The 26607-nt window shown below is 58.8% G+C and carries 24 protein-coding genes and 1 pseudogene; 12 read left to right on the top strand and 13 right to left on the bottom strand.

Translation table 11 applies throughout. The annotated features are described in order from the left end of the window. The first annotated feature begins 17 nt into the window (after positions 1-17). The gene (locus EHV23_RS04770; RefSeq protein WP_238990278.1) at positions 18-449 is read left to right on the top strand and encodes an alpha-ketoglutarate-dependent dioxygenase AlkB family protein; all 432 of its coding nucleotides are present in this window, start codon (positions 18-20) and stop codon (positions 447-449) included. Positions 450-498: 49 nt separating this feature from the next. Here EHV23_RS04770 and EHV23_RS04765 read toward each other — a convergent pair whose 3' ends face one another. From EHV23_RS04765 to EHV23_RS04730, 8 genes are all read right to left on the bottom strand, one after another. After that, positions 499-1704 carry a glycerate kinase family protein gene (locus EHV23_RS04765; RefSeq protein ID WP_238990277.1) on the bottom strand — a complete coding sequence of 402 codons (1206 nt, stop codon included), beginning with the start codon at positions 1702-1704 and terminating at the stop codon, positions 499-501. Positions 1705-1782: 78 nt separating this feature from the next. Then, complete coding sequence (locus EHV23_RS04760; protein WP_238990276.1) at positions 1783-3399, bottom strand: SLC13 family permease; 1617 nt, start codon at positions 3397-3399, stop codon at positions 1783-1785. Positions 3400-3410: 11 nt separating this feature from the next. Continuing rightward, on the bottom strand, positions 3411-4907 hold the full coding sequence (locus tag EHV23_RS04755) for a HAMP domain-containing protein (RefSeq protein ID WP_125094933.1): 1497 nt from the start codon (positions 4905-4907) through the stop codon (positions 3411-3413). Further along, positions 4904-5302 (bottom strand): hypothetical protein, encoded by a 399-nt coding sequence (locus EHV23_RS04750; RefSeq protein ID WP_125094932.1) that lies wholly within the window; start codon positions 5300-5302, stop codon positions 4904-4906. The genes EHV23_RS04755 and EHV23_RS04750 overlap by 4 nt, the downstream gene beginning before the upstream one ends. A gap of 425 nt (positions 5303-5727) precedes the next feature. After that, positions 5728-6264 carry an SDR family NAD(P)-dependent oxidoreductase gene (locus EHV23_RS04745; protein ID WP_275265094.1) on the bottom strand — a complete coding sequence of 179 codons (537 nt, stop codon included), beginning with the start codon at positions 6262-6264 and terminating at the stop codon, positions 5728-5730. A 94-nt stretch (positions 6265-6358) separates the two neighbouring features. Then, positions 6359-6997, bottom strand: coding sequence for an ATP-binding protein (locus EHV23_RS04740; protein WP_275265081.1), 639 nt, complete (start codon positions 6995-6997; stop codon positions 6359-6361). Between the two features lie 645 nt (positions 6998-7642). After that, complete coding sequence (locus EHV23_RS04735; protein ID WP_125094929.1) at positions 7643-8557, bottom strand: nucleotidyl transferase AbiEii/AbiGii toxin family protein; 915 nt, start codon at positions 8555-8557, stop codon at positions 7643-7645. 2 nt (positions 8558-8559) lie between these two features. Further along, positions 8560-9297 carry a type IV toxin-antitoxin system AbiEi family antitoxin domain-containing protein gene (locus EHV23_RS04730; protein WP_125094928.1) on the bottom strand — a complete coding sequence of 246 codons (738 nt, stop codon included), beginning with the start codon at positions 9295-9297 and terminating at the stop codon, positions 8560-8562. A 62-nt stretch (positions 9298-9359) separates the two neighbouring features. Here EHV23_RS04730 and EHV23_RS04725 point away from each other — a divergent pair, with 62 nt between their 5' ends. The 4 genes from EHV23_RS04725 (at position 9360) to EHV23_RS04705 (ending at position 14222) form a co-directional block, all read left to right on the top strand. Continuing rightward, positions 9360-9626: a type II toxin -antitoxin system TacA 1-like antitoxin gene (locus EHV23_RS04725; RefSeq protein ID WP_125094927.1), complete on the top strand. Its 267-nt coding sequence runs from the start codon at positions 9360-9362 to the stop codon at positions 9624-9626. A gap of 359 nt (positions 9627-9985) precedes the next feature. Continuing rightward, positions 9986-12154, top strand: a complete 2169-nt coding sequence (locus EHV23_RS04715; protein WP_125094925.1) for a TonB-dependent receptor — start codon at positions 9986-9988, stop codon at positions 12152-12154. Positions 12155-12307: 153 nt separating this feature from the next. Beyond that, entirely contained in the window at positions 12308-13906 is a 1599-nt protein-coding gene (locus tag EHV23_RS04710) for a PepSY-associated TM helix domain-containing protein (protein ID WP_238990275.1), read from the top strand. A gap of 37 nt (positions 13907-13943) precedes the next feature. Then, on the top strand, positions 13944-14222 hold the full coding sequence (locus tag EHV23_RS04705; RefSeq protein WP_203228870.1) for a hypothetical protein: 279 nt from the start codon (positions 13944-13946) through the stop codon (positions 14220-14222). A gap of 267 nt (positions 14223-14489) precedes the next feature. Here the strand turns inward: EHV23_RS04705 and EHV23_RS04700 are convergent, their stop codons facing one another. Continuing rightward, positions 14490-14873, bottom strand: coding sequence for a UPF0175 family protein (locus EHV23_RS04700; RefSeq protein ID WP_125094923.1), 384 nt, complete (start codon positions 14871-14873; stop codon positions 14490-14492). A gap of 70 nt (positions 14874-14943) precedes the next feature. Between EHV23_RS04700 and EHV23_RS04695 the strand changes: the two genes are divergently transcribed. The 6 genes from EHV23_RS04695 (at position 14944) to EHV23_RS04670 (ending at position 19804) form a co-directional block, all read left to right on the top strand. Then, positions 14944-15207 carry a DUF7317 family protein gene (locus tag EHV23_RS04695; RefSeq protein ID WP_125094922.1) on the top strand — a complete coding sequence of 88 codons (264 nt, stop codon included), beginning with the start codon at positions 14944-14946 and terminating at the stop codon, positions 15205-15207. Positions 15208-15261: 54 nt separating this feature from the next. Next, the gene (locus EHV23_RS04690) at positions 15262-15951 is read left to right on the top strand and encodes an aspartate/glutamate racemase family protein (RefSeq protein WP_125094921.1); all 690 of its coding nucleotides are present in this window, start codon (positions 15262-15264) and stop codon (positions 15949-15951) included. Between the two features lie 530 nt (positions 15952-16481). Beyond that, on the top strand, positions 16482-16790 hold the full coding sequence (locus EHV23_RS04685; RefSeq protein WP_125094920.1) for a hypothetical protein: 309 nt from the start codon (positions 16482-16484) through the stop codon (positions 16788-16790). Positions 16791-16895: 105 nt separating this feature from the next. Then, positions 16896-17786, top strand: coding sequence for a sce7726 family protein (locus EHV23_RS04680; RefSeq protein WP_125094919.1), 891 nt, complete (start codon positions 16896-16898; stop codon positions 17784-17786). 3 nt (positions 17787-17789) lie between these two features. Next, complete coding sequence (locus EHV23_RS04675; RefSeq protein ID WP_125094918.1) at positions 17790-18734, top strand: sce7725 family protein; 945 nt, start codon at positions 17790-17792, stop codon at positions 18732-18734. Beyond that, the gene (locus tag EHV23_RS04670; RefSeq protein ID WP_203228869.1) at positions 18734-19804 is read left to right on the top strand and encodes an RES family NAD+ phosphorylase; all 1071 of its coding nucleotides are present in this window, start codon (positions 18734-18736) and stop codon (positions 19802-19804) included. The genes EHV23_RS04675 and EHV23_RS04670 overlap by 1 nt, the downstream gene beginning before the upstream one ends. A gap of 185 nt (positions 19805-19989) precedes the next feature. Here EHV23_RS04670 and EHV23_RS04665 read toward each other — a convergent pair whose 3' ends face one another. Then, a complete protein-coding gene (locus tag EHV23_RS04665) occupies positions 19990-21342 on the bottom strand; it encodes an IS5 family transposase (protein WP_125094916.1) in 1353 nt (450 codons plus the stop codon). Between the two features lie 163 nt (positions 21343-21505). Between EHV23_RS04665 and EHV23_RS15955 the strand changes: the two are divergent. Beyond that, a pseudogene (locus tag EHV23_RS15955) lies at positions 21506-21772 on the top strand (transposase). A gap of 93 nt (positions 21773-21865) precedes the next feature. On the opposite strand, the gene EHV23_RS04655 reads toward EHV23_RS15955, so the two are convergent. From EHV23_RS04655 to guaA, 3 genes are all read right to left on the bottom strand, one after another. Continuing rightward, positions 21866-24025 carry a DNA methyltransferase gene (locus EHV23_RS04655; protein ID WP_125094915.1) on the bottom strand — a complete coding sequence of 720 codons (2160 nt, stop codon included), beginning with the start codon at positions 24023-24025 and terminating at the stop codon, positions 21866-21868. Next, positions 24022-24840, bottom strand: coding sequence for a hypothetical protein (locus EHV23_RS04650; protein ID WP_125094914.1), 819 nt, complete (start codon positions 24838-24840; stop codon positions 24022-24024). Before EHV23_RS04650 ends, EHV23_RS04655 begins: the two co-directional genes overlap by 4 nt. A 90-nt stretch (positions 24841-24930) precedes the next feature. Beyond that, positions 24931-26553 carry a glutamine-hydrolyzing GMP synthase gene (gene guaA / locus EHV23_RS04645; protein ID WP_125095521.1) on the bottom strand — a complete coding sequence of 541 codons (1623 nt, stop codon included), beginning with the start codon at positions 26551-26553 and terminating at the stop codon, positions 24931-24933. Positions 26554-26607: the final 54 nt, after the last annotated feature.

Here is a 26607-nt window from a genome sequence, read left to right as displayed (position 1 = left end):
TTTGGCGTATGGAGGCGTTGAACCGTGTAGATGGCTGGTTGCTTACCTTCGACTATCGCTACTCAGGCGTGAACCATCAGGCTCGGATCTGGACACCGCCGCTGCGGGCGCTGCGAGACCGGGTGGACACGCTGGTGGGCGTGCATTTCAATTCCTGCCTGCTGAACCGCTACGAGGACGGCAACCAGGGCATGGCGTGGCACAGCGACGACGAGGCAGAGCTGGGACCGGAGACAGTGATCGCCTCGGTGAGCTTCGGGGCCACCCGCAAGTTCGCATTCCGCCACCGGCGCACCCGCCGGAAGTTCGAGATGCTGCTGCACCACGGCCAGCTGATCGTGATGCGTGGCCAGACGCAGGCCCACTGGCAACATGCGTTGATGAAGAGCACGCGCGTCACGCAGCCGCGCGTGAACCTGACGTTCCGGACCATCCGGGCGAGAGGGTGAGATCCTTCGGCCTTCCCCGAAAGCACTGTGCCCTCCCCATTGGATTGGCTCACCACGCCGCAGCCGTTTCCTTGACATCCGTGCTACGCACGGTCATGGCCACTCCCAGCAACAAGGTGCGCATCAGACGCTCCGTGGCCTCCACCAGCAGCCGCTCACCCGCCTCAATGGCCTGCTCAAGACTCATCGGAATGGGCACGATCGACGCGATGGCATCGATGCCGATGTCATAGACATCCTGGGCCCCCTTGCCAAGCGTGCCAGCCAATGCAACAACCGGCACCCCCAGCTCACCAGCCCGCCGGGCGATTTCGGCAGGAACCTTGCCACGGGGTGTCTGAAAATCGATGGCACCCTCGGCGGTGATGACCAGGTCTGCCCCTTTGAGCAACGCATTCATGTCGAAACCAGCCAGCCCGGAGTCCAGAAGTGCCTGGAAGCGAGACACCAGCTGCGCCCCGATGGCGGCCAGCCCTGCACCCAGACCACCCGATGCGCCCGTACCCGCACCGCGGGCAAAATCGATGTCCCGAGCCTGTGGCAATGCGTATTCTGCCAACTTGCGTGCCCAGTTGTCGAAGCCTCTTTCCAGTTCGGCCACCTGCTGTGGAGAAGCTCCTTTCTGGGGGCCGAAGACCCGCGCCACGCCGCGTTCACCCGTCAGGATGTTATGTGCGTTGAGCGCCATCACCATCTTCACCTTTCCATCGCGCAACGCCGACGGCAGCCCGCTCATGTCCAATGTCGCCACATCCGCCAGACAGCGACCACCATGTCCAACCTCCCTGCCCTGGGCATCGGCAATGCGCACACCCAGAGCCTGCAATGCTCCCAGGCCCCCATCACTGGTACCGGAGTCACCGCAACCAATCAAGATGGTGTGGATGTCATGCTCCAGCGCGGCATGGATCAATTCTCCCACACCCCGGGTCGTGGTGAGGGTAGGGTCACGCATGTCTCGCGGCACCAGGCGCAGGCCGGCTGCAGCAGCCATTTCCACCACGGCCACCCCTTGTGCCTTGCCGCCGAGCAAGGCGAAATGTGACTCGACAGGCTGTCCTACAGGACCGGTAACGGTACGATGCACCAGGCGCCCTCCTGTCGATTCGGCCAGCATATGCGCCGTTCCTTCGCCTCCATCGGGCACAGGAACAGTCTTGACACGTGCTCCCGGCATGGTGCGTCGCACGCCTGCCGAAATGGCGCGTGCCACGGTACCGGCGTCCAGCGACTCCTTGAATCCGGCTGGAGCCACAAGGATATTCCTGGGGATGATCGGCATTGGCTTCCTCCTTGATGGATGATCCGAACGAACGGCTGCTGCCATTCACTTTCACCGAAACAGCGGCATACCGCTCAGCGGCCAGACGACGAAGGCAAACAACAGCACCAGAGCAGCGCTCAGTGGCGCCAGCCACAGGCTCAACCGCAGCAGATCCTGGGCAGAATAGGTGGGAGCATCCTCGACCCTGGCAAACAGGGCCATGGGTTTGGCCGAACTGCTCATGGTGTGACAGAAACCTGCAGCCGCCGTCGATGCATACGCAGCAGCCATCGCGGAGACCCCAACCTCCGGTGCCAGCGATACCACCAGAGGAATAAGCACTGCGGACCGTGCCGACCGTGACTGAATGACCAGATGCGCTGCAGTGGAAATGAACACGATGACGACGACAAAAGTGACCGAAGCCGCCTTGCCAGCACTGCGAATGGGCCCGAGCATGCCTTCGGCTGCCCAAGCCGCGGCGCCGGAACTGGCCAGCGCCGACCCCAGCGCCAGCGTAGCCGCCATGAAGATCAGCAAGGACCACGGCACCGACTTGAGCGCCTTGCCCAGACTGACGACGCCCAGGCTGTTGCTGCTCATGGCCAGTCCGCCAGCCAGGGCGATGACGGCGGGGTGGATGCCATGGACCGGCTCCATGCACCAGAGGACGATGACCACGGCCACCAGCCAGGCGGCCCTCCCTTGAGCGGGCGTGAACCTGCCACTGATGGGAATGCCGGTGTGGCTTTGAAGGTCACTCACGGAAATGCTCAACGCCTGACAGCGATCTTCACGTGATGTGAACAGTGCCAGCACCAGCTCCACGCAGGCCACACTGGACACCACCGCCAATGGCAAGCCATAGAGCATCCAATTGGCGAACGAGAAGCCCGGGTATCCCCGACCGACCAGAATCTGACTGGTGATCAGATGTGCACCGGCCCCCAGGTAGGAAGCCACGGCCGACAGCAGAATGACCGAAGGGAAGGCCAGCGCCAGCGCCCGGACCAGTGCGGGTCGATCGCGCAGTACTGGAGCCAGTGCCATGAACACCGGCATGGCCAATGCTGCCCGCCCTGAGGTCGATGGCACAGCAAAAGCTGTAGCCACAAGGGCCGCTCCACTCAGATGCATCAACTGTCGCACATCTCGCGCCCCGGAAATGATGAAGACCGCTGCTCTCGTGGCAAGCCCGGAAGCCGTGATGCCTGCGGCGATGACGAACGAACCGAGCAACAGCCAGACAGTGTCGTCACCCAGAGAATCGAAGAGCGTCTTTTCCGGCAACACGCCCATCACCACCAGCACGACTGCCGCCCCCAACGCGACATAGGTGTCATCGATGGCGGTGAAGATCCAGAACCATACCGCAATGGCAAAGACCGAGAGGGTGACTGCGCCCTGCGTGCTCAACGCCTTGGCTTCGTCCGTACCGTCCACGGCAATATTGACCCACCAGACAACGAGTGCCACCACACCAATGGCAGCCGCTATGGCAGCCAGATGCCGCACCGAGAAATCGTTGCGCAACCGCTGTGCCACCCGCTCCATCAGGCTTGGCTCAAGCGTTCGTCTGCCCCCGGATTTCCTCCTGTCCGGCAGATTCAATGACGAGTGGGTACGATGGAACACCGGAGCAGAATCGTCCGTCGTCGTGTGCTCGATCCGTTCAGCCTTGGTCATGGCGTGGGCTGTCATTTTTCGTGCTGCATGGCCTGGATGGCCGATTCCTGTACCAGTGTCTGGCTGGCACCCTCTGCAGGACGGGCCATCGGAACATCGATACCAAACACCGTCCCACGTTCCGTACCCGATTCCACCCACGCATACCCGTCATGGGCATGCGCCAGTGCCTTTACCACAGCGAGCCCCATGCCCATGTGCAAATGGCCCTCGTCCAGCTCGTCACGACGATGCGGCACCGGTTCGAAGACGGCCCGCGCCTGTTCCTGGCTGAGCGGCACCCCCTGATTGACGACCCAGAGACTGGCCATGGCCTCACCATCGGCCTGACGGCGAACGGATGCTCCCAGACCGATCCTGTCTCCCACCTGGGTATTGTCCGCCGCATTATTGGCCAGATAGTGCAACGCCAACAGCACCCGTTGCAGATCCAGCTCGGCTTCGGCATCCACGGTCTCCACCGTCTGCCAGTCCCGATCGGGCCGCAGATTGCGCTGCTGCCGGACCAACTGCTGGATCAGGTCATCCAGTCTGACCGGATGACAATGCAGAAACCCCGGTCGACCACTTTCGAGAAGCAGATCCAGATCCTGAACCAGACGACGCATCTCGCCTGTCGGCCCGTCCAGCAAAGCCACCTGTGCGGGATCATGGGCCAGCCGTCGATGCAACGGTACCAGCGCCTGCAGTTGCCCCTGCAATTGCTGCTGCACCTCGTACAGCACGTGACTCTGCTCGCGGTACGAGCTTTCCAGCCGATCCAGCATGCCATTGATCGCCCGTGCCAGGCGGGTCAGCTCGCTGCTACCATGTTCGGGCAGCCGAGTATGCAGATCAAGCGGACCGATTCGTTCGGACAATCGTGCAAAGCGGCGTACCGGCGCCAGGATCTGCCCCGCCACCAACCAGGCGATGAACGCCGTCAACACCATGCCAGCCAGCGACACACCGAACAGGATCAGCATGTTGCGATGCACACTGTCAACATTGGCCTGAACGAACTGCGTCACCAGCAACACCCCCCGCTTGCCGTGGCCCTGAATGACGCTCTTGCCCCAGCGCATCAGGCCATCGGGCGTGCTCTCGATGCCTGAACTCTGCGGACTGGCCAACAAGGCCTTCAGGCGCTTGGGATTTGCAGCCAGCCGCTCGCCCGCATCATTGGAGGCGTTATCCAGCAGAAGTACCTCGTCGGGTGTCACGCCAATGAAAGCCTCACCCCGATCGGGGGTCTGACGCTCCATGTAGCGCTCCATCAGCGCAGTCAGCGAGTCGAAGGGCCCGTGCGTACGAGGGTCCACCGCCTCACGGGCAAACGCATTGAACTCATGCAGCTCCTGGACGACGGCTGCATTGGCATCCAGATCCACCTGCCGAATGAAGATCGAACGGACCGTCAGGATCAACGCCAGCACCATCAATGCGGCTGTCAGCAATATCCAGCCCACGACGCGCCAGCGCGCCGTGAGAGGCATCGCCAGAGGACGAGCATCGGTATTCGACTTCATGGCGTCCCCTGCCTTTGATGGCCATGGGGCTCACCAGCTTCGGTTTCCGGTCCCATACCGCACTCACGAACGCCATTCTGCCGCTCGTCGTGGATGCCATCCTGATGAAGACCATCCGCCCCCTTGCTTCTGGCGCCATCCACACGTCTGGCCTCGTCACCCGGCCCCATGTCGTATTTGTGCTTGATGGTGCGGGGTATGTAGGAATCCGGCAGACCGATTTCGGTCACCGCATCCGCACCATGGCCAGACATATCATCCGTATCGCGCAGCCGGACCTCGATAATGCCTCCAGACAACCTGGGCGGAGGTACCGTGCGCGTTATCTGCTGTGACAGCAGCGCGATGGCAACAGGAACCAGAAGCAACAGAATGATGATGGAAAGACGCGACAACACAGCGGCACCCCTCAAAAAGCAGGCGGGATAGCAGTTTCACTATGTTATCTCATCACCAAATCGTATATTATGACACAATATGACAAATTTATTTCATAATATTTCTATAAACGTACAAAATGGAGCGATAAAACACAAAACACTCAATAAGATGTTTCTAAGCAACTTAACGCCAGATTAATCGACAATATCTACGCATAATAGTAGGTATTGCGAACATACGACCGACCCATCTCTATGGTCCTCTGCAAGGTCTTCCTTTCAGCGGGAAGATCGGAGTACAGCAGGAACCACAAGAGCGAAAACCGGGCTCCGTACATCCCCTCCCCGGAACCCAGCTCTCGCAAAGACCGCCATATAAAAGGCAAGACATATCTCATGCTTTGCCCGGACGCAAATCTCGCCGTCCGGGAACGATCGCCTCACTGCCAGCGGAGGCCGCCGATGGTGTACCCGCCATCCACCAAGATGCTCTGACCCGTAATGAAGCGGGCACCGTCACTGGCCAGCCACACGGCCACGTCGCCGATATCCTCAGGCTGCCCCATGCGTTTCATGGGCGTGTGTTCGACGAAGGGCTGATAGGCGGCCACATCACCGCTGCTGCGTGCCATGGGCGTATCGATGATGCCGGGACAGATGTTGTTGATGCGGATTCCCTGGCGGCCGTACTCCAGCGCCAGGGCGCGGATCATGGCATCCAGTGCCCCCTTGCTAGCGGAATAGATGGAGGAGCCGGCCAGCGCCCCCTGTGCCAGCCAGGATGAGGTGTTGATGATCGCGCCCCCTTCCCCCTGAGCCAGGAACGCCTCGATCTGGTACTTGGCACATAGCCAGACCCCCTTCAGGTTGATGGCCATGACCTCATCGAAATCCGCTGCGCTCTGTTGTGCGTATTCCGATGATCGTGACCGACGATTCCGGCATCGTGACCGCGCAGTCCGGTCATCGTGACCGATGTCGAGTGGTCAGAGACATTGCCTGCCAGGCAAATTGTACGATTGCCTGATCCGGGGGGCCTTCCAGCCCCCCCCCAGTACCTCCGGGAGAGCGTCAGCTCTGGTTGGCGGATGAAGGCGTTTTCTTCGTTCGTGCAGCGCGCAGTGACTCCCCCTTGAGCACGATCCGCTGCGCCTGTGGCAGCAGACGATCCAGCATCGCGTCGGCCACCGCCGGCTCATCGATCCAGGCATGCCAGTGATCGACGGGCAACTGGCTGGTGATCAGCGTGGCCCTGTTGCCGGCCCGGTCATCGATGATCTCCATCAGCGCTTCCCGGCAGAGGGCGTCCAGCGCCACCAGTCCCCAATCGTCCAGTATCAGGACCTGCGTCTTTGCCAGCTTGCCAAGCCACCTGGTGTAGGTGCCTGTGGCCCGTACAAGGCCCAGCTCCTCGCCCAGCCTGGGCAGACGCAGATACCGCGTACTGTGTCCCTGGCGACAGGCATACTGTCCGAGAGCGCAGGCAAGCCACGTCTTGCCGCACCCCGTGGCCCCGCTCAGGATGATGGTGGCGCCGGACGTTGCCCAGTCACTCAGGGCAAGTGCCATCCAGCGGGCACGTTCCAGCCCCCGGCTGGCTCGTGCGTCGAAGTCTTCGATGTGGGCCTGGGCATACTTCAGGCTGGCCTGCTTCAACAGGCGGGCGCTGCGCCGGTGCCTTGGCCGCCGTATCGGCCTGGGTGGGAGCAAAGCCCTGGTCCTTCTCCACCGTGCCGTAGATGCGAACTTCGCCCAGCGCGTGGGCCTCGGACCCGGCAGACTGCGACGATACGGCCGGATCCGTGGCTGCGATGAGGGTCGCCGTGGCGGAGGCAGCGCCGGACCCCATGGTATCGGTGGCCCCGGTGGCAGTCCGGGCGCCCGAACCGTGAGGAGGAACGAGAGAAGCCGGCAAAAACTCTGTTACAGATATTTCTGATACCATCGTTGCAGCGCCATTGCCCTGCGCCCAGACATCAGCATGCGTCATCACCAGCGAGACCGCCAGCACCAGCGGCGGCATGCGCTGCAGCAGCGTGTTCGTATCGGCAGTCGGCGGGGGCGCGGGTTCACCCGTGGTGGGCAGAAAACCGCCATGGACGCGGGAAGGCAGCGGACCGAGAGAGGCGGGCACGGGCAGAACGGCCCCTTCGGAGGGCTCGGGAGGAAGGGACATCATGATGGAACACCCGGTCAGAGCGCCGGGCGCAACAGGGGTTGGAGGATAGCCCCGTCATTTTGCTACAAATGGAAATAACTGATACGGGATAGGCTTATTCGTGAGAGGGAACGGCCGGGGTATGGCCGTACAGAGTCAGGCGCTGATAGGCCCGGTCCGTTCGCCGCCACATACCGTCACCTTGCCAGCAACCGGGAAAGCTGTTCTGCCTGGGCAGCAAACTTTCTTCGATCGGCCCTGCGCAATTGCGCCAGGTTCTGCAGCTTCCAGCGAATGCCCGGCAGCTGCGCCAGATGTTCAATGCCGAGCAGTGACCAGTCCGGCTCGGCTGTAACCACCGACATCAAGAACTGGCGCTCATCGTCATCCAGCCCCTGCCGAAGCACATCCATCATTTGCGTTCGTGCGGACATCAACGCCTCCAGCGAAACAGGTTCGGCTGTCATGCCCCGAAAGTTGTACGTATAGTCATACTGAATATCCCTTGGCGGCGCAAACAGAATCTCATGGATCGGCCGGTTGCCACAGCAGAGATAGACCACAAACGCACGCCGAATGCCGGGTGTGATGCCCTCGTGCGCCAGCAGCTGCATCACATCGAACAGATCACGCGGATGCTGCCGGTCCAGCGCTGCCACCAGCTTGCCACCATACAAATCCTCCAGCGACAGCACGGGCAGCTCCAGATCGGCCATCAGCACATCACGCGCAGCCGGCCGAAGTGATATGCGGCGCACCGGCAGCACCGTACCACGCATGACCACATTGACTTCCACCTTGACCTGAATGGCCCCACGACGCACGAGCAGCTTCGTCTCTCCTGCTCCCGACACGGGCGCATGTGTCTGGAACCCGCGTCGGCGCAGGCGTTCTGCTGCCTGCCGGATACCCTCACTGATGCCTTCGAGCGCTTCGGCACGGGGCAGCGTGCAATCAGGAAACACCAGATCAAGATCGACCGACAGGCGTGGCATGTCACGCAGGAACAGGTTGATGGCCGTGCCACCCTTCAGTGCAAAGGTGTCGTCCACAAAAACATGCGGCGCAACCTGCGTCAGCAGCCGCGCGGTATCGAGATAAAGCGGATTCATGCTCATGGTTTGAGCACCAGCAGGCCATCAGAGGAACGGGAAACCCAGGCACGCTCGCTGCCCATCGGCAACATGCCCACATCCAGCCGCCCAACCCAGGGAGCAGAGACTTCGCGCCCCAGCTGCAGGCACAACCGGACGGTCTTCACGCTGCGACAGCATTGCAGCAGCGCCTGCAGCACATCGGCACGCAGATTGAAGGCACTCTCGACAAGCTCCCTCGCCTCCTGCAAGGGCTGATGGGTACCAACCTCACTCAACAGCTCCAGCAGCGCCCTTTCCGGCGACGAGACCTGCGGCGCCCCTTCCTGCTCCCCGAACGGCCCCACATGCAACAGGGTGTCTGCCTGCTCATCGAACAGACGTTTCTGGTGGTAGGTGGCCGGAAAGCGTTCGGTGAACCAGTCTGGCAGTCGTCCTGCTACCCAACCATACAGGCTGAGCACTGGCTGCCGGGCAACATACTGCCTGATTCCATACCAGTCCAGCGCGGATTTGCCGCCCACATGCAGACCATCCAGCCGGCGCTGAAGGAGCCGAAGGCTGGGATACAGCGCGGGCGGGTCGTTCGGGCGGCAGTAAATACCGCGCGCAAGGCGTACGAGCCAGCCCGACCGAACGTAGTAGACGGCCAGATCGGCGGAGATGCCACGACTGGAGAGGTCTGCGGACGTCAGCGGGGTGCCGGGCAGGAAATGGGTGTAGAGAGAATTTAGTTTTCTGTCACTTGTCGTAGCCATGCTACGATATATACAATCAATCCAAATTCTGGTCAAGGCGCCAGCAGGACAGGGAGAAAGCCATGCACGATATCGCGCCGGGCAACATCGTCACCACCGTCACAGGGGACTCCATCGTCACCCTGTCTGCAAAGGAGTCCCAGCGCTTCCTTGAAGCATTGGACGCCTCATTCCAACCCAACGCCCATCTGAAACAGGCCATGGGTGCTGCCGCCAGCATCCCTCAGCCATTCACTGCAGCCGGAACACCTCCACCAGCGGACCTGCCGCCAGCAGGGTGTCGGTCGGGTGATCCAACTGTTCCGGCGTGCCCGCGGCATATCGCCTGACCGTTTCGGCATCCAGAAGTCCGAAGCCTCTGGCCAGCAGCCAGCAACCAGCAACCAGCAACCAGCAACCAGCAACCAGCAACCAGCAACCAGCAACCTACATTATCAACCATCAAACAACACCTTATATTTTAATATATATCAATTATTAATCCGACAAATTCGGATGGATATTATCGACCTGCATGAAGGCACCACAGAAAATGCGCTGGACAGCGCGTGTCATGGACCCATTCGTCCTCCCTTTGGGCGTGCAGGACAAGGCGGCAGGGCCGCAGAAAACAGCCCGAGGCAGCAAACGGAATTGATCCAGTGGTCCGCCCGCCCTGCATCGACACAACCATTCTGGAGACCCATCCATGCCTTCTGGTGCCTGCCTCTCGCGGCGTTTCTCTCGCCCGCCATGTGCTTCGCGTTCTCCTGCCCCGCTCCTCACCATCCTCCCGCTGGCCGCCGGGCTGGCCAGCATCCCTCTACCCTCCTGCGCCGCCTCCTCAACCCTCCCGCCCGTCGTGGTCAAGGGCGAACAAAGCCCCCTGCTCACCGTGCCCGTCACCGCGGGTTCCAGCCTGAATCTCACGCCCATGCAGACGCCGGCCAGCGTGGAAGGCATCAACCGCCGGCAGCTGGAAGAACGTGGTGATGCCACCATAAACGACGCCGTTGCACAGGCCACCGGCATCAGCGCCACACCGCACCCCGCCAACGGCATGAGCGACCTGTCGGCACGTGGCTTCGACGGCGCTTCATCGGTGATGCAGCTCTACGATGGCCTGCGGCAGTATGGCGGCTCCAGCATCTCCTTTCCGTTCGACACCTGGTCCGTCGAACGCATCGAGGTACTGCGCGGCCCAGCCTCGGTCACCCGCGGCGAGGGCGGCATTGGCGGCGTGATCAACGTGGTGCCCAAAAAACCCACACAGGGCCCCATCCGCAACGAAGTGCAGGCCACGCTGGGCACGAAGAACACACAGCGCCTGGGGCTGGGCAGTGGCGGGGCGCTGACCGACCGGCTCTCCTACCGGCTCGATGTGAGCGGCAACCACAGCGACGGCTGGGTGGACCGCGGCAACAGCCGGGACTCCACCTTCTCAGGTGCCCTGCAGTACCAGGCCACCCCGGACCTCAGCCTGAAGCTCAGCCACGCCTACGGCTCCCGGCGGCCCATGCGCTACTTCGGCACGCCCCTCATCGACGGACGCCAGCTGGATGCCCTGCGCGAGCGGAATTACGATGTGCAGGACACCTTCGTGCGCTTTCATGACCGCTGGACCGAGCTGGCCGCCACCTGGACACCCGGTGACGCCCTGAAGGTTCGCTCGCGCCTCTACCACACCGGCAGCCACCGCGACTGGCGCAACGCCGACAACTACGACTACAACCCCGACACCGGCCTGGTGGACCGCACACGCGCCACACAGATCCGCCAGGACCAGAAACAGACGGGCCTCACCACCGACGCCACCCTCAAAGGTCAACTGGCCGGGCTGGACAACACACTGTCGGTGGGCTTCGATGTCAATCACGGCAGCTTCCACCACACCAACAACAACTACACCGGCAACCCCGGGTCCGTCGACGTGTTCAACCCGGAACCCGGCTACTTCCAGAGCGACATTCCGTTCATCCCGCGCTGGCGCAGTACCGTGGACCAGTACGCACTGTTCGTGGAAGACCGCCTCGTGCCCAGCCCCGGCTGGTCGGTGGTGGGCGGGCTGCACTACGACCATGCCAGGGTTCGGCGTGACGATCTGATATCCGGCCAGCGCCAGTTCAGCCGCACCTATCACGACACAGGCTGGCACCTGGGGGCCGTCCGGGAAGTCACGCCGGACCTGTCGCTGTACGCCCAGTATTCGAAAGCGGCCGAACCCGTCAGCGGCCTGATGTGGCTGCGGCCCGGCAGCGAAAACTTCGACATGACCCGGGGCCGGCAGATCGAGATCGGCCTCAAGCAGGCATTCTGGAACGGACGCGGCGAATGGACACTGGCCGCATACCACCTCCGCAAGACCCACATGCTCACCCAGGACCCGCTCGACCCCGAACGCAGCGTACAGGTGGGCAAACGCTCTGCACGCGGCATCGAAGGCACGCTGGCCCTGAACGTTGCCCGGAACTGGCGGGTGGAGGCCAACGCCACCGTACTGCGCGCCCGCTTCGATGACTTCACCGAACAGGACGACGACGGCGTCACCGTTTCCCGCAACGGCAAGGTACCGCCCAACGTGCCGGAGCGCCTGGCCAACCTGTGGGTGAGCTGGAACTTCCAGCCCCGGTGGACTGCCATGGCCGGCCTGCGCCATGTGGCAAAACGCTACGCCAACAATGCCGACACCCTGACACTGCCCGCCTACACCACCGCGGACCTGGCCCTGCGCTGGGCCATGAACCCGGACACCGACCTCACCGCACGCGTCTACAACGTCACCGACCGGGCGTACTTCACCACCGCCTACTACCACGACACCCAGTGGTTCTACGGGCCGGGCCGGCGCTTCGAACTGACGCTGAGCCACCGGTTCTGAGTGCCGGCCAGGCAGGAATGGATAAACCGGACATGACGAACCAGCCATGACAGGACCAGGGCCGGCGACAGGCATGAAGCCGGCAGCGAAGACGACACCAGCCGCAGAAACGAAACCGGCAACGGGAGACCAGCCATGCGCGCAGGAACCCAGATGAAAAGATATGTCTACCTCATTCACCGCTGGATGGGTGTTGGCGGCTGCGTGCTGATGGTGCTGTGGTTCATCAGCGGCGTGGTCATGCTGTTCACCGGCTACCCCAAGCTCACACCCTGGGAGCGGCTGGCACCGCTGCCGGCACTGGGCACGACAGCGTGCTGCCGGCCCATCGACAGCCTGTCCGCTGACCGGCCGATTAGCCAGCCGCCCACCGACGACCCGTCCATTGGCCACCCGTCCACTGACGGCCGCCCCGCTGGCCATCAGCCCGCCGGCAGCCTGCCCGGCGGCATTTCGCCCGCCGATGCCCGGCTGGTGCTGACCTCCATTGGCGGCCAGCCCCGCTACGTGTGGGAGGATGGGGAGGCCCAAACCAGCGCACCAGCCACCACGCCAGCCAGTACCCCCACCAGTACACCCGCCATCGCGCCGAAGGAGGCGCTGGCGGAAGCACACGTCTTCGCACCGGGTGCATCGCTGCAGTACGCCGGCACCATCGACGAAGACCGCTGGACCCATTCGCGCAGCCTCAACCCCCACCGGCCACTGCACGTGGTGGAACTGGAGGGCGACGAACCGGGCCGGCTCTACATCTCGTCGGCCACCGGACAGGTAGTGCTGGACGCCCCCCGTTACCAGCAACTGTGGAACTACGCCGGCGCCTGGCTGCACTGGCTGTACATGTTCCGCAACCAGCCGAAGGACCCCGTCTGGTCGTGGGTGGTGATCGTGCTCTCCACCGCCTGCACGGTGGTGGCCGTGACCGGCGTGTTCGTGGGCATCTGGCGCTGGCGGTTTCGGGGGCGCTACCGCACAGGCTCGCATTCCCCCTATCGGGAGGGCTGGATGCGCTGGCACCACATCACCGGCCTCGCGTTCAGCCTGTTCGTCTGCACGTGGATATTCAGTGGCCTGATGTCGATGAGCCCATACGGCCTCTTCCCGCCCGCGCAGAAGGAACCGGACGAGGCCGCCTACCGGGGCAAGGCGGAGCCAATGGCCGACACGCTGAAACAGCCCGCCCGCATCATCGAAGCCCTGCAGCAGACAGACTTCCGGCCGGTGGAACTGCAATGGCACCGGCTGGGCGGTGAAACCTATGTGCTGGCCCTGGACGGACAGGCGCGGACGCAGCTGGTGAGGGCCACCCCGGACGGCCAGCTGGCCGTGCAGGATCGCTGGAAGCCCGACGACGTGATGCCCGCGGCACGCCACCTGTTTGCCGAGCCAGCCACCGGCAGCGAAGTGCTGGGCCAGTATGACGCCTACTACTACCAGCGCCACCCGGAAGCCATGAACGGCGCCGAAGTGCACGGCCTGCCCGCCCTGCGGATCGACTACGGGGATGCGGAAAACACCCGTGTGTACATCGACCTGCGCACAGGCCAGATGGCCGACAGCATGAATGCGGCCCAGCGCAACCGGCGATGGCTGTTCTACTTCCTGCACAGCTGGGATGTACCGGCCATTCTGCGGACCGGGTCCGGGCGGGATGCCGTGCTGATCCTGCTGAGTGCGGGCGGGCTGGCGGTGTCGGTGACGGGGGTGGTGATTGGGTGGCGGCGGGTGAAGGTCAAGGTGGCGCGGGGGTAGCAAATGGAGTAACTGGCGGCCACGCTATCATGCAGGGATGAACGTCAGAACCGATGCCATTGCGCCCTCTCCGGAAGCAGTTGCAGCCGCATTCGACCTGCCATGGCCCGAGGCCAAAGATCTCGCGGGAAACCTCAAGCGGGTGCTGTCGGCCGCAACCCCGATTCAGCCTGATGCGCAGCAAGCCGTGTCTCTCATCAGGAACCAGTCCATCCCCTGCTTCCGGCACAAGACGCTGCTGCAGCTGGTCAGAGAAGGCAGGACAGAAGACGCCATCGGATATCTGGAATCGGTCAGCGCGGGGTTTGTGGGGTAATCCTGACGGAACTTCGTCCGAACACCATCCTGTTCCGTGCCCACACCCCACGCTGGTTAGCCTGCCCGAACAGATTGACATGCACCACCTGGACGCTGCAGGAAGACTGGAAGCACGGCGTGCGATTCACCGGCGGAGGCATGTACATGGAAGATGACCGAAGCGCCCTGAACAACGGCGAAACCGGTAAATTCTTCTACCGTGTCGATCCGAAGAGCATCGACCTGCTGCACGGCTGATCAGAGACTGGATATTGCGCTGCAACGGCTAACGCTGCCCCCTCGACCTCGCGCAGGTGTTCACCCATGGTGCTTCCCCTGTCACCATGGCATCGAATGCCGCCAGCTCCTCATCCAGCTCGGCGGGGTCGTAGTCCACCACGGGGACGCCCATGCTACTTGCATAGTCGAGGAACTCCGGACGCGTCATTCCTGCCAGCCTGGCAGCACGGCCCGACGAGATGTCCCCCTGACGGAACAGGCCCAACGCAAGGGTCGTATGAACCCCCGCCTGCAGCAGCGCTTCCGTAAACGGCACACTGACGAACAGGGGTTGCCCATGTCGTGTGACCATCGACAGCCTGCCCTGCTCCACCTCCCGTACGATGTCTTCGGAACGCCCGTGTAGCTCGAGGATATCGAATGAACGCATCGCGTTACCTCCATGGGTGTACGCAGCACATGGTGTGACCTGAAGGTGTTATCGTAACGAAGAGAGCACCATGATGGGCACATTGATGAACGCAGAGAACGAACGACGGACGACGCAACACAAGACCACGGTGGCCTTGGCCGCAAGCCTGTTCAGGAGCGGAACCATCTCTGCCAGCACGGCCGCCAGAATGGCCGGCAACCCCCTGGCCGAGATGCTGATGATATTGTCCAGTCTGGGCATTCCCCTGACCGGAACTCCGGAAGAAAGCATTGAAGACCTTCAGGCGGAAATGGCCGCGGCCGAAGCATGGGTAGTCAAGCCCACTGCATGAGCATCAGGCATGGTGCCCGCCGGCTGCACCGTGGAACATCAACAGGGAGACTCCATGAAAACCATCGGCATCCTCGGCGGCATGTCGGCCGCCTCCACCCAGACCTACTATCGCGAACTCTGCCGCCTCGTGCGCGAACGGCTGGGCGGACTGCACTCCCCCGAACTGCTGATCCGCTCGCTGGACTTTGCAATCATCGAAGCCGCCCAGGCGGCCGGCGACTGGGACGGCGCCGGCAGGATTCTGAACCGCGAAGCCCTGGCCCTGGAACGCGGCGGCGCCGACTTCATCGTGCTGGCCACCAACACCATGCACAAGGTGGCGGACCAGATGATGCAGGGCGTCGGCATCCCACTGCTGCACATAGCCGACGCCACCGCGGCCGCCATCAACCGGCAGGGCCTGAAACGACCCGGACTGATGGCCACCGCCTTCACCATGGAGCAGGACTTCTACACCGCCCGGCTCCGGGCCGCCGGGCTCGAACCGGTCATTCCCGATGCGGCCGACCGGGCAGAGACGCACCGGATCATCTACGAGGAACTGTGCAGGGAGGTGGTGAAGCCGGAGAGCGAGCAAGCCTACCGGGGCATTGCCGGCCGGCTGGTAGACCGCGGGGCAGATTGCCTGATTCTGGGCTGCACGGAGGTGGGCATGCTACTCAACGCGGGGAACGTGAGCGTGCCGGTGTTCGACACGACGCTGGTGCATTGCGAGGCGGCTGTGGAGCGAGCGCTGGCGTAAACGCCGCCCGTGGCTTTCGTCTGACACCCGATGGCCCATCGAGTGAGGCGAATGGCGCCTCACCGCCTGCACGGTGGTAGCCGTGACCGGCGTGTTCGTGGGCATCTAGCGCTGGCGGTTTCGGGGGCGCTACCGCACAGGCTCACATTCACCCTATCGAGAGGGCTGAATGCGCTGGCACCACATCACCGGCCTCGTGTCTACTTCCTGCACAGCTGGGATGTGCCGGCCATTCTGCGGGCTGGGTCCGGCCGGGATGCCGTGCTGATCCTGCTGAGTGCGGGCGGGCTGGCAGCGTCGGAGACGGGGGAGGTGATTGGGTGGCGGCAGGTGAAGATCAAGATGACATGGGGGTAGAGGTGGTCTGTTTGTTGCAAGCCCCTGAAAGGAACTTCCCTTCGTGACCCAGCCCTGCTAGAGTATTACCTTATACCGTAGGAAGATGAAGCTGATCAGCCATGCAGACTGTCAATATACGTCAACTCAAGTCAAACCGGAGTGCTGCTCTTGTACCCGCACGACAGGAGGACGTGGCGATCGTTCCCAGCCGGGATCGCCCTCAATCCATGCTAGTGAATCTTGAAGGACTGGGATTGCCCAACCTGTCCGATGTCGGGGTTGTCTTGGCAGCGAGCCTCTTGAAGAGCGGGACCATTTCCTCCCGTACAGCCGCAAGAATGGCCGACAAACCGTTGGCCGAAATGCTGATGATTCCGTCCAATCTGAGTATTCCTCTGACCAGCATTCCCAAAAAAAGCATTGATGACCTTCAGGCGAAAATAACTGCAACCGTAGCGTTGATGCTTGAGCCTGCATCATGGCATCAGACAAGATGCTAACCGGAAGCTATTGAGAAACGGCGGAAGGGAAAGGCCATAAAACCACCACCACATAAGACGCATTAGGCCCAATCATATAAAGCTTCACAACACCCAAAATAATATATGAAACGCTACAGCAAATCGCAAATATCGGCGATGAGTAGAATGTTTTCGGCGACCGTTTTGAAAGAGATGGCAAAAAAGGGGAGATCGGGCTTATTCCGTCGTCTATTAGAAGAGAGCCCAATATTAGACCATGTAAACACAAGCTCAACGGTTCGAAACGCCCTCGATTCAGCATTTAAAATTTTAATGATACCAGGAAACCGTAGCGAATACATATACAAATCAGCAATCGTACAAAAAATTCTAACCGGAAGACACTCCTTGCGTACAGCTTCAATGATAACTGAGTTTCGAACGGGCTCATGCAAGGCAGACATTATTATATTAAACAGCACAGCGACCGTCTATGAAATAAAATCAGAGCGCGATTCTTTATCGCGCCTACTGCATCAGATAGAAAACTACAGAAAAGTCTTCACAAAAATAAACATTATAACCAACGAAGAACACATGAAGGAAGTATTAAACACGGTCCCAGACAACATAGGATTATTGAGACTCTCGAATAGATATCAAATAACATCCGTTCGCACATCGAAGGAATCTTTGGACGCAATAAATTCCGGAGCAATATTTGATTCACTGCGAAATGATGAACAAATAGCAATCCTACAAAAGATGGGCATTGAGACCCCAACCCTCCCAAACACTAAAAGACACCATGAACTACGTCGCATTTTCACAACATTAGACCCTTATATGGCACATAAAGAAATGGTAAGGACACTAAAACAAACGAGAAGCCTTGCAAACCAGACAAATTTCATCGATCATCTACCAGTGTCCTTACAGAGTGCAGCATTGTCCGTGACTCTGCGACAATCAGATCAGACAAGACTCATTGCTGCCGTAAACACGCCCCTGCACATGGCCATGACTTGGAGATAATCTATGTACCATCCATATTTCCGTGGAAAACAATTCGAGCTAGTCACAATCCGCGAAACGGCAAAAATGCTTGCAGAAAATAATTTCACCCCTATTATCGAACCCGTCCGAGAATCTCTTGCCGGGTTAAAAAAATCCGTAGATGCAATAAAAAAAGCCAACGGGAAAGCGGTTGTTGTCATAAATCCATTTTACGGTGATCATCACGAAGATGCATCTGTTATTACAGACTTCCTAAAATCGAGCCCAGACACTTCCGGCACTATATTTGCTGGAATCATGCTGCATAGCGACATGAAAATTGATGATATTTTAAAAATCAAGGATCAATGTCCGGATCATGACACAGTATTCATCCACTCAGGCTTTACTGATCCCAAAAAATTGTCTTCAATGATAGACGAGGGTATGTCATGCGTATCAAATACATTCATAGAAGAACACGCAAAACTTCTTTATAGAAAACACTTCAATGGTCATAAACGAATATTATTACGAGACGGATTTAAACGTCAACGTAATGCAGACTACCCTACACTCGAAGAGTTTTCGGACCTCCATGTCACCTATAAAGAATTAGGAATGGATGGATTTGGAGACTTTTTAACTGTGGGAAACGCCTATAGCGAAAGCGGCGGGCCTGCCTATGCGGTAGCGCTTCACATCACATTCATTGATCCGTCAAAGGATGATGTTATGTATATATATCATTTTGTTTCCGACACGAGGGATACGCCGACAGATCCCGCTGGAAAATTTAGTCAGGCCCTTGGAAAATTAATTAAAAAACTGAACAGCAACTCTTCACATATAATAGAAACAGAGGCAATCAAGGAGTTCCGTTTGCTCCATGAAAATGGTCATTTTCCTGGATTGGGCTACATAAAAAAACTATCTATGAAACATCACATTGAAACAATTTCCGTATACCTAAAAGCGAGTAGATAATGGTCAGAAATTGCTGCCCAGAATGCTTTGGTGACAAGGGTCTTCGTGATCAGATATTCCCTTTTCTTAGTGAGGAAAAAGGGGATTGTGACTTTTGCGGAGCAAGGAAAACTATTATCGTAGAACCAAGAAAACTCGCAAATTATTTTGAATTAGTGATTGGCATTTATGCACCGAGCAACGATGGAAAGCTTCTTGTAGAACATATAAAGGAGGACTGGAGCATTTTCAAGACTATTAGTATTTCCCATGCAAAAGACTTGCTATCTGATATTCTTGATAACGGAGATATCGTTCGTAGAAAATTCTCGTTTTCTTCCAAGCAAATAGTTGGAGGGCTCGGAAAATGGGATGAGCTACGAGATGAAATGATGTATAGAAACCGCTGGTTTTTAGAAAAGCAAATAGACCTCGATCGCTTAAGTGAACTCCTGGATATGTTATTTGTCGCCTCACCACAATTACCAAATACATGGTATAGAGCCAGAATTCAAACTGAGGAAATTAATTTTTCAATTGGTAATATGGGTGCACCTCCAAAGCGAAGATCATCACATGGGAGAGCGAATCCTGCTGGCATTCCATACCTTTATTTGGGATCCAAACCTGAAACAGCCGTAGCTGAGATAAGACCGCATACAGGAGAAATTGTCTGTGTGGCCGATTTTATCGTACCGGAAATTCGAGTAGTGGATCTACGTAGTCCACGAGAAACTGTTTCTCCATTTTTGTTAGAAAACTCAACGGAGATTGCTCAGCTCCGAGCAGATTTACCTTTTCTGGAAAGACTCGGAGATGAATTAACTCGCCCAGTATTGCCATCAGGCGCAGCAATAGATTATATCCCAAGCCAATATTTATGTGAATTTATAAAAAAATGCGGCTTCGATGGCGTAGTCTACAGAAGCTCAGTTAGTGATGGAATGAACCTCGCGTTGTTTGATACATCGAAGGCGAAAGGCAACACCGTTTCCAATTTCCAAGTGTCCAGAGTTTCAGTAGAAGTGAAAGAAGACTTGGCATATAAATCATGTGCTGCAGCGGCTGCCGTATGCGAAGACGGCAAATGACTACAAGGCACTGCTGCCGTGGAATCTGTCGGCACTGGAGCTGGTGGAGGAAGAGATCCGGGCCTGATCAATGGTTTTGTGAATCACTTAGTCAGTCCTGAACAACCCAGAATCCGCACGTCAGCCTGTTGCTGAACGGAACGACTGAGAGACTGGACAGGACCGGGTTGGTGCCGCTCTGCCGTCTACAACGTTATTTCTGACCGATCCGGCAGCATCAGCCGTACACAGGCCAGAATCGACAGCAAAATAAAGGCACAAAAACGCCGCAGCCGGCGCTGCAGCCGACGCAGCAGCAGCCGGATGTTGTGTCCGGCACCGCACAGCACTGCGTGAAGTGCATCTCCCAATGCCCCCTTGAGCCAGTTTCGGTCAAGTTTGCCATCGGTCTTCATGTGGCCTATCGTCGGTTCGATGGCACTGCGGCGTCTGATCATCGCCCTGATCCCGCGCGTCACGCCTCGCCTCTGTCCTGATCGCAGGATTCTCACGCCCGGCACGTCAGCACCGCGATAGCCCTTGTCCACAACGGCAGTGTCGATACGGCAATCTCCCACAATCGACGCTTGCTCCAGTGCTTCGTACAGGGTGTGGCCGTCGTACGGCCGGCCCGGCATCGATCTTGCGCCCACAACGAAACCTTCCCTGTGCGTCGTGGTGATCGAGACCTTGACACCGAACTCGTAGGGATTTCGGGCCTTGCCCTTGCTGATGCACTCCACCTCCTGCGCATGCAAGGCGTACAGCTTGTTTTTGTCTTTCGGTTGCTGCATCAGAATCCGTTCGGCCCGTGCCATCAGGTCATCAAGCCATTGACGCAATGGACCGGTCACCTGCTCTCGTTGCCGGTCGATATCCCGCCAGATACGCCCGACCCGTTTGCGCAGCTTGCCGAGCACATTTCGCATCCGCTTGAACTGTCTCGCATGCGCATGGCGGCCCACCTGCCTCGCCAGCTGAGGGGCTACACGACTGTAGCTCTGCCGCAGCTTCAGGCCACGCGCCCTGGCGGCCTTGACCAGATGCTGTCTGGTACGCTCCAGAAGCCGGGAATCCGTTGGATGCGCAATCGCTTTCGGCATGACGGTCGTATCCACGATCACCGTCTTGAAGCTGGATTCCTTGAGCATGCCAAGCTCCTGCGCCAGAACCAGCGTCAAAGACAGCATCTCTTCCACGCCAGCCTCGCCCAGCCTTTTGCGCCAGCGCGTCAGGCTGGACGGATCAATCGGCGGTCTGGTCTGCAGGTAGATCTCCCCGGTGAAGACCTGCCAGTACGGGTTCTCCACCCAGGTTGCCACCACTTCCTCATCGGACAGATCGAAGGCGTGCTGCAGATACAGCAGCCCCGCAATCAAACGAGGGGACGTGGCGGGCCGCCCCGTACGGGACTTGAACTGGTCCGCCACCAGTTCATCGATGCGCTCCCACTGGATCCGGTCGCCCAGCAGGATCAGCGGATGCTTCAGGTTCAGGTGATCGCGCAGCGGATACCCGAACAGCTCGCCAGTCTGTGGTTGTGATGGCTTTGGACCCATGAAGACCCCGGAGAAATTGCAAGAAAACGAGCCCCTATGATCGCAAATCCTGCAATTTCTGCAGGGTGGTTCCCGGGGTCAGACACTGGGTATCAGGGGGTGAGACGGGTTGTTCAGGACCGACCACTTACGCCCCTTCCTGCTGCGCTCGGACAATGGCCTGGTGTTCACCAGCCGCAGCTATACCAGTCTGGTCAGAAGCTACGGACTGCAGCAGGAGTTCATCACTCCACACAGTCCTGAGCAGAACGGAATGGTCGAGCGGGTCATCCGTACGATCAAGGAGCAATGTGCCCACCGGCACCGGTTCGAATCCCTGTAGCACGCCAGCCGTGTGCTGGGGGACTGGATACAGTTCTACAACCAGCAGCGCCCACATCAGGCACTGAACATGAAGACCCCCGCTGAAGCTTACGCTTTAGCGGCCTGAACTGTGCAGGTTCCGCTGGGTCATTACAGATCCGCGGAGGCCCAGAAACTCCATCCTTCGATCGAGATGGGGAGACATCTTCTGCATTACACATTATATGAGTTTAGCATCTACAGATTTGGGCAAATTTCCAACCCAGCTCGTGTTCGCCCGTACAGCAGCGCGAACGGCTTCCAAATCGGCTTTGATCTCCTCAAAGCGCAAGCCGTCGGCCGCTCTAGCTATCAAGGTCTGCGCAGCCCCGATTACGAAGCGATCACCAGCCGATATACGTAAACCAGCAACTTGCAACCGCACAGATAAAGCATCGACTACCTGGACTATGTCCTTGAGAGCAGATGACTGACGCAGAGCGAACGTTTTCTTACGACACACAAGGATAGCATCGAGAAAGATCGGATCTTTTGCTGCCGTCTTAGGACTAGCAGCTCGCGACTCAGCATGAACAGGGTGTGCCGCAACAACTGCCAAGCCCGCCTCGCTAATAGCCTCATAAATAGCAGCCCATCCCTCAGCTCGCGAGTGATGAAAACTAAATGCAAGTACTCCGTCATCCTTGAGCACGCGGCACGCTTCAACGAAGACAGCAGCAAGCTGATGAGCAAACACATGCGGATCCTTATGTTGCACTTCGCCATGATGGAACGAATCCGTACGAGCCATCCAAGGATAGCGGCTGCGAAGTACTGGCGATAACCAAGCGAAGAAAAAGTCGCTTAACTCTGAGTAATGAACGAAATCGAAGTAAGGAGGGTCAGTCACAACTGCGTCCACCGATCCCGTGGGCAGCGGCAGCGCAGAGCTATCGCCGTTCAATACTAACAGGCCCTGATAGGCTCCAACCAGCTCGGGCCACGTCTCGACGCAACGAGCGCATATCGGGTGGCTGGCCACCGTTTTGTGAGCCCCGATACGGTTGCCCTTGTGGTCATACTGAAAAGCGACCTCGAAGGGCTCTTTAAGGTAACGCTTTGCGCGTAACAAGCGTGACTCAAACAGTGTGCTGAACGTGCCACTGCTCTTTTCAGTACCCCACACAGAGTTCTCCAGCGGCGTACGCTCAGGCTTGAGAATATGGTTCGAGAACATGTGCCGGACAGCACCAGTACCCTCACCCTTGAAACTACAAAACAGGTTGTTGAACTCTAAGGTACCTGAAAACAGACACAACATTTGCTCTTGTACGGCTTGGTTTTCAATACTTCCGATTTCTCGCAGCAACAATCCGAGACACAGTAATTGGCGTGCGTTAAAGAAGTCGCGCCAACGAGTATAGTTATAGCCTCGCGCCTGGTCAGTGTTATGACCGGGACGGACGGATATTTCCGGTAGTGGCAACGTTTCACTCGCGAGGCGGTTCTCAGCTTCCTCATAAAGCGCCAAATCTTCAGCACGCACTGGCAGATAAACCTTTGTGCCATCAGTACGCAACGCCAGCATCGCATACATGCGATGGGCAGGTGGTGTACCATCCTTGGGCAGCAGCTCCTTAATTCGATATCGGGAGCCCTCCTTTGTCGTGACGTATTGACCAACGGCCGGACCCTTTTGCGGATTGAAGTGGTGCCCGCAGTTTTGGCAGCATTTTTTGGTCGCGTCGTAGCGGTCCTCCAATACCCCCCAACAACAAGGACATACGATCTGTGCCCGCGGCTTCTTCTTCGGATAAGCATCTTGGGCAAACACATAGCGGGACATCAACGGAATGACCTCACCTTCTGGAGTCGTAACTGTCTTAACCCAGAAGTAATACAACACCGGAATCAATTCGCCAGTTTGGGGGTCACGAGTCCGGTAGTAATGCCGAATCTCCGGTGCTACGTCGCGTTCTAGCCGTTTGAAGGCTGCACGAAGTCTAGCCTCGGAGACAGGCGTGAACGCTTGGCGAACAAGAAAAGTGCTGACAGGGTTAATGTCGCAGCCTATAGCTTTAACTCCAAGTTTGACTGCCTCGCCGAGCGTTGTACCGCTGCCCATGAAAGGATCGAGCACTACCTTGCCAGCTAGATGGTGCGTTTTGTAGAAGTTCGCCCAAATGTCCGTGCCAGGCTGACTCAAAGCCCCAAGCGTAATGCCACGGAACACCGATCCCAGCCGTGTCGCCCACCACTTGTGAATATGGTAGATCGGTCTATTAATCTCCTTACGCCAACTCTCTTGCTCCGCGATCTGACTAATCTCAACCAAAGGGAAATCGCATTCCAATGCGGTCGCGACATTAGCAGAGCCAATCTTGTCAGTAGCTGCGTTCATTCTTCACTCATCAGGTTGCTCTCGTCGGCCTGCACGGGATTAGCGGCCATTAAGACGGGCTTACTAGCTTGCCCTTTTAGTCGATAAGCGATGAATCGGTGTTGTGTGCCTGCTTTGGGATTGAGAACACGTTTTGCCCTTAGCTCATTAGTACGCAAGTCAAAATTATAGCCAACCACCAGTGTCTCAGCTTCGACGCGGGTAAGATTTCCGACTACTTGATAGCGATCATCGGTACCGAAGTATTCTGGCAAAATCAGTGTCATCAGGCCCATTGTCCCCTCAGTCAGTGCGAAGGGGGTTGGCGCAACATACATCTTCCGATCGCGAATCATTATATCGCCATATGTGCCAAAGCCCTTCACGCTCTTGTTCTTGTGGATATAGTTATAATCAGCGTTCAAAAAATCACCGTGGCACACAACAAGGTCAACGACAGGGTATTGTTTGCGACCGCTATCCTGATCTGCGTAGCCAGACAGATCCGCTGGATAGCGCCCAAATACGTAAAAGATTTGACGACCATTGTGATAGCCTGTCGGCACTTGGCTATTCGAGTCGTAGTCCCGCTCCCGCCCCGGCCACGCAAGCCCTTTAATTTCGTAGCCTTCGGTATGCTCGACTAAGCAAAAGTCGGGATAGGTGTTACGGCCCGACCCTTCGAAATGCATGGATAAGCTCTGAAGGCGCTTTTGAAACCAGTTCTGAAAGTGGAATTCCTTGTCCTTCGCTGAGACGGATTCGATCAGCTCTCCAAGCTGAACTGCTTGGACGCACTTCTCGAAAACGTCAAATACGCTTGTCCTTTTGGTCATGCTTTCCCTTAAAAGAGTTCGCTCAGCGTTACCACATCGTCGCGTGCCGAAGCGATAGTTTTCTGAAAAAACTACAACGGCATGTAAAACTCACTCCCACTCAATAGTAGCCGGCGGCTTCCCCGAAATGTCATAAACCACCCGGTTCACCCCCCTCACCTCGTTGATGATCCGGTTCGACAACCGCCCCAGCAGCTCGTGGGGCAGGTGCGCCCAGTGTGCCGTCATGAAATCCTGCGTCTGTACGGCGCGCAGGGCCACCACGTACTCATAGGTCCGCCCGTCGCCCATCACGCCCACCGACTTCACTGGCAGAAACACGGCAAACGCCTGCGAAGTCAGCTCGTACCACGTGTTGCCCACCTGCTCCTGCGTGGCCAGCCCGGCTGCCACATCCTGCACGGACGCCCGCGTGTTGCGCAGCTCGGACGTGAAAATATGGTCCGCCCGGCGCAGCAGGTCGGCAAACTCCTGCTTCACCTCGCCCAGAATCCGCACGCCCAGCCCCGGCCCCGGGAAGGGGTGCCGGTACACCATGTCGTGCGGCAGGCCCAGGGCAATGCCCAGCTTGCGCACTTCGTCCTTGAACAGGTCGCGCAGCGGCTCCAGCAGCTTGAGGTTGAGCGTTTCGGGCAGGCCACCCACGTTGTGGTGCGACTTGATGGTCTTGGCCTTGCCCGTCTTGGCGCCGGCAGATTCGATCACGTCCGGGTAGATGGTGCCCTGGGCCAGCCAGCGGGCGTTTTCGATTTTGCCGGCTTCGCGCTGGAATACCTCGACGAACTCCTTGCCGATGATCTTGCGCTTGGCTTCCGGGTCGGTCACGCCGGCCAGTTTGCCCATGAAGTCCTGCGTGGCGTCCACGTGAATGACGTTGACGCCCAGATGACGGGCAAAGGTTTCCATCACCTGTTCGGCCTCGCCCAGGCGCAGCAGGCCGTGGTCCACGAACACGCAGGTGAGCTGTTTGCCGATGGCCTTGTGCAGCAGCGCCGCGGCCACGGACGAATCGACGCCGCCCGACAGGCCGAGGATGACGTGCTTATCACCCACCTGTTTGCGGATGGCCTCGACCTGCTCCTCGATGAAGCCGGGCATGGCCCAGTCGCCGCTGCAGCCGGCCAGATCCCGCACAAAGCGGCGCAGGATGTCCGCGCCCCGTTTGGTGTGGGTGACTTCCGGGTGGAACTGCACGGCGTAGAAGCCACGTTCCTCGTCGGCCATGCCGGCAATGGGGCAGCTGTCGGTGGAGGCCATCAGTTTGAAGCCTTCCGGCAGGCGGGTGACCTTGTCGCCGTGGCTCATCCACACGTCCAGCAGGCCGTGGCCTTCGTCGTTCTGGCGGTCCTGAATGCCGTCGAGCAGCCGGGTGTGGCCCCGGGCGCGGACGGTGGCTGCGCCGAATTCACGGTGGTCGCTACCCTGCACCTCCCCGCCGAAGTGGCGCGCCATGGCCTGCATGCCGTAGCAGATGCCCAGTACCGGCACGCCCAGCTCGAACACCACGGGCGCCACTGGAATGGCGTCGGCATCGTAGGCCGACAGGTGGCTGCCGGAGAGGATGATGCCCCTGGCGCCAAACTCGCGGATGAACGCGGGCGAAACATCACCAGGATGAATTTCGCAGTAGACGTTCTGTTCGCGGATGCGGCGGGCGATGAGCTGGGTGACCTGCGAGCCGTAGTCCAGGACGAGGATTTTCTGGTGATTCATCGTGGCGAGGAAAAAGACCAACGGACAGCACTGCTTACAGGCCGCCGCGAAACA

The sequence above is a fragment of the Lautropia dentalis genome, assembly GCF_003892345.1.
Taxonomy (GTDB): domain Bacteria; phylum Pseudomonadota; class Gammaproteobacteria; order Burkholderiales; family Burkholderiaceae_E; genus Lautropia; species Lautropia dentalis.
The sequence above is the reverse complement of the archived record's forward strand: the minus strand, read 5'-3'. Positions and strand labels throughout refer to the sequence as shown.

Bases quoted from the DNA above. Each gene is read 5' to 3' on its own strand.
- EHV23_RS04755 (WP_125094933.1), bottom strand. From the start codon at position 4,907: ATGAAGTCGAATACCGATGCTCGTCCTCTGGCGATGCCTCTCACGGCG.
- EHV23_RS04760 (WP_238990276.1), bottom strand. From the start codon at position 3,399: ATGACCAAGGCTGAACGGATCGAGCACACGACGACGGACGATTCTGCT.
- EHV23_RS04655 (WP_125094915.1), bottom strand. From the start codon at position 24,025: ATGAACGCAGCTACTGACAAGATTGGCTCTGCTAATGTCGCGACCGCA.
- EHV23_RS04700 (WP_125094923.1), bottom strand. From the start codon at position 14,873: ATGCGTTCATTCGATATCCTCGAGCTACACGGGCGTTCCGAAGACATC.
- EHV23_RS04690 (WP_125094921.1), top strand. From the start codon at position 15,262: ATGAAAACCATCGGCATCCTCGGCGGCATGTCGGCCGCCTCCACCCAG.
- EHV23_RS04665 (WP_125094916.1), bottom strand. From the start codon at position 21,342: ATGGGTCCAAAGCCATCACAACCACAGACTGGCGAGCTGTTCGGGTAT.
- EHV23_RS04680 (WP_125094919.1), top strand. From the start codon at position 16,896: ATGAAACGCTACAGCAAATCGCAAATATCGGCGATGAGTAGAATGTTT.
- EHV23_RS04730 (WP_125094928.1), bottom strand. From the start codon at position 9,297: ATGGCTACGACAAGTGACAGAAAACTAAATTCTCTCTACACCCATTTC.
- EHV23_RS04650 (WP_125094914.1), bottom strand. From the start codon at position 24,840: ATGACCAAAAGGACAAGCGTATTTGACGTTTTCGAGAAGTGCGTCCAA.
- EHV23_RS04725 (WP_125094927.1), top strand. From the start codon at position 9,360: ATGCACGATATCGCGCCGGGCAACATCGTCACCACCGTCACAGGGGAC.
- guaA (WP_125095521.1), bottom strand. From the start codon at position 26,553: ATGAATCACCAGAAAATCCTCGTCCTGGACTACGGCTCGCAGGTCACC.
- EHV23_RS04695 (WP_125094922.1), top strand. From the start codon at position 14,944: ATGATGGGCACATTGATGAACGCAGAGAACGAACGACGGACGACGCAA.
- EHV23_RS04710 (WP_238990275.1), top strand. From the start codon at position 12,308: ATGAAAAGATATGTCTACCTCATTCACCGCTGGATGGGTGTTGGCGGC.
- EHV23_RS04705 (WP_203228870.1), top strand. From the start codon at position 13,944: ATGAACGTCAGAACCGATGCCATTGCGCCCTCTCCGGAAGCAGTTGCA.
- EHV23_RS04675 (WP_125094918.1), top strand. From the start codon at position 17,790: ATGTACCATCCATATTTCCGTGGAAAACAATTCGAGCTAGTCACAATC.
- EHV23_RS04735 (WP_125094929.1), bottom strand. From the start codon at position 8,557: ATGAATCCGCTTTATCTCGATACCGCGCGGCTGCTGACGCAGGTTGCG.
- EHV23_RS04670 (WP_203228869.1), top strand. From the start codon at position 18,734: ATGGTCAGAAATTGCTGCCCAGAATGCTTTGGTGACAAGGGTCTTCGT.
- EHV23_RS04715 (WP_125094925.1), top strand. From the start codon at position 9,986: ATGCCTTCTGGTGCCTGCCTCTCGCGGCGTTTCTCTCGCCCGCCATGT.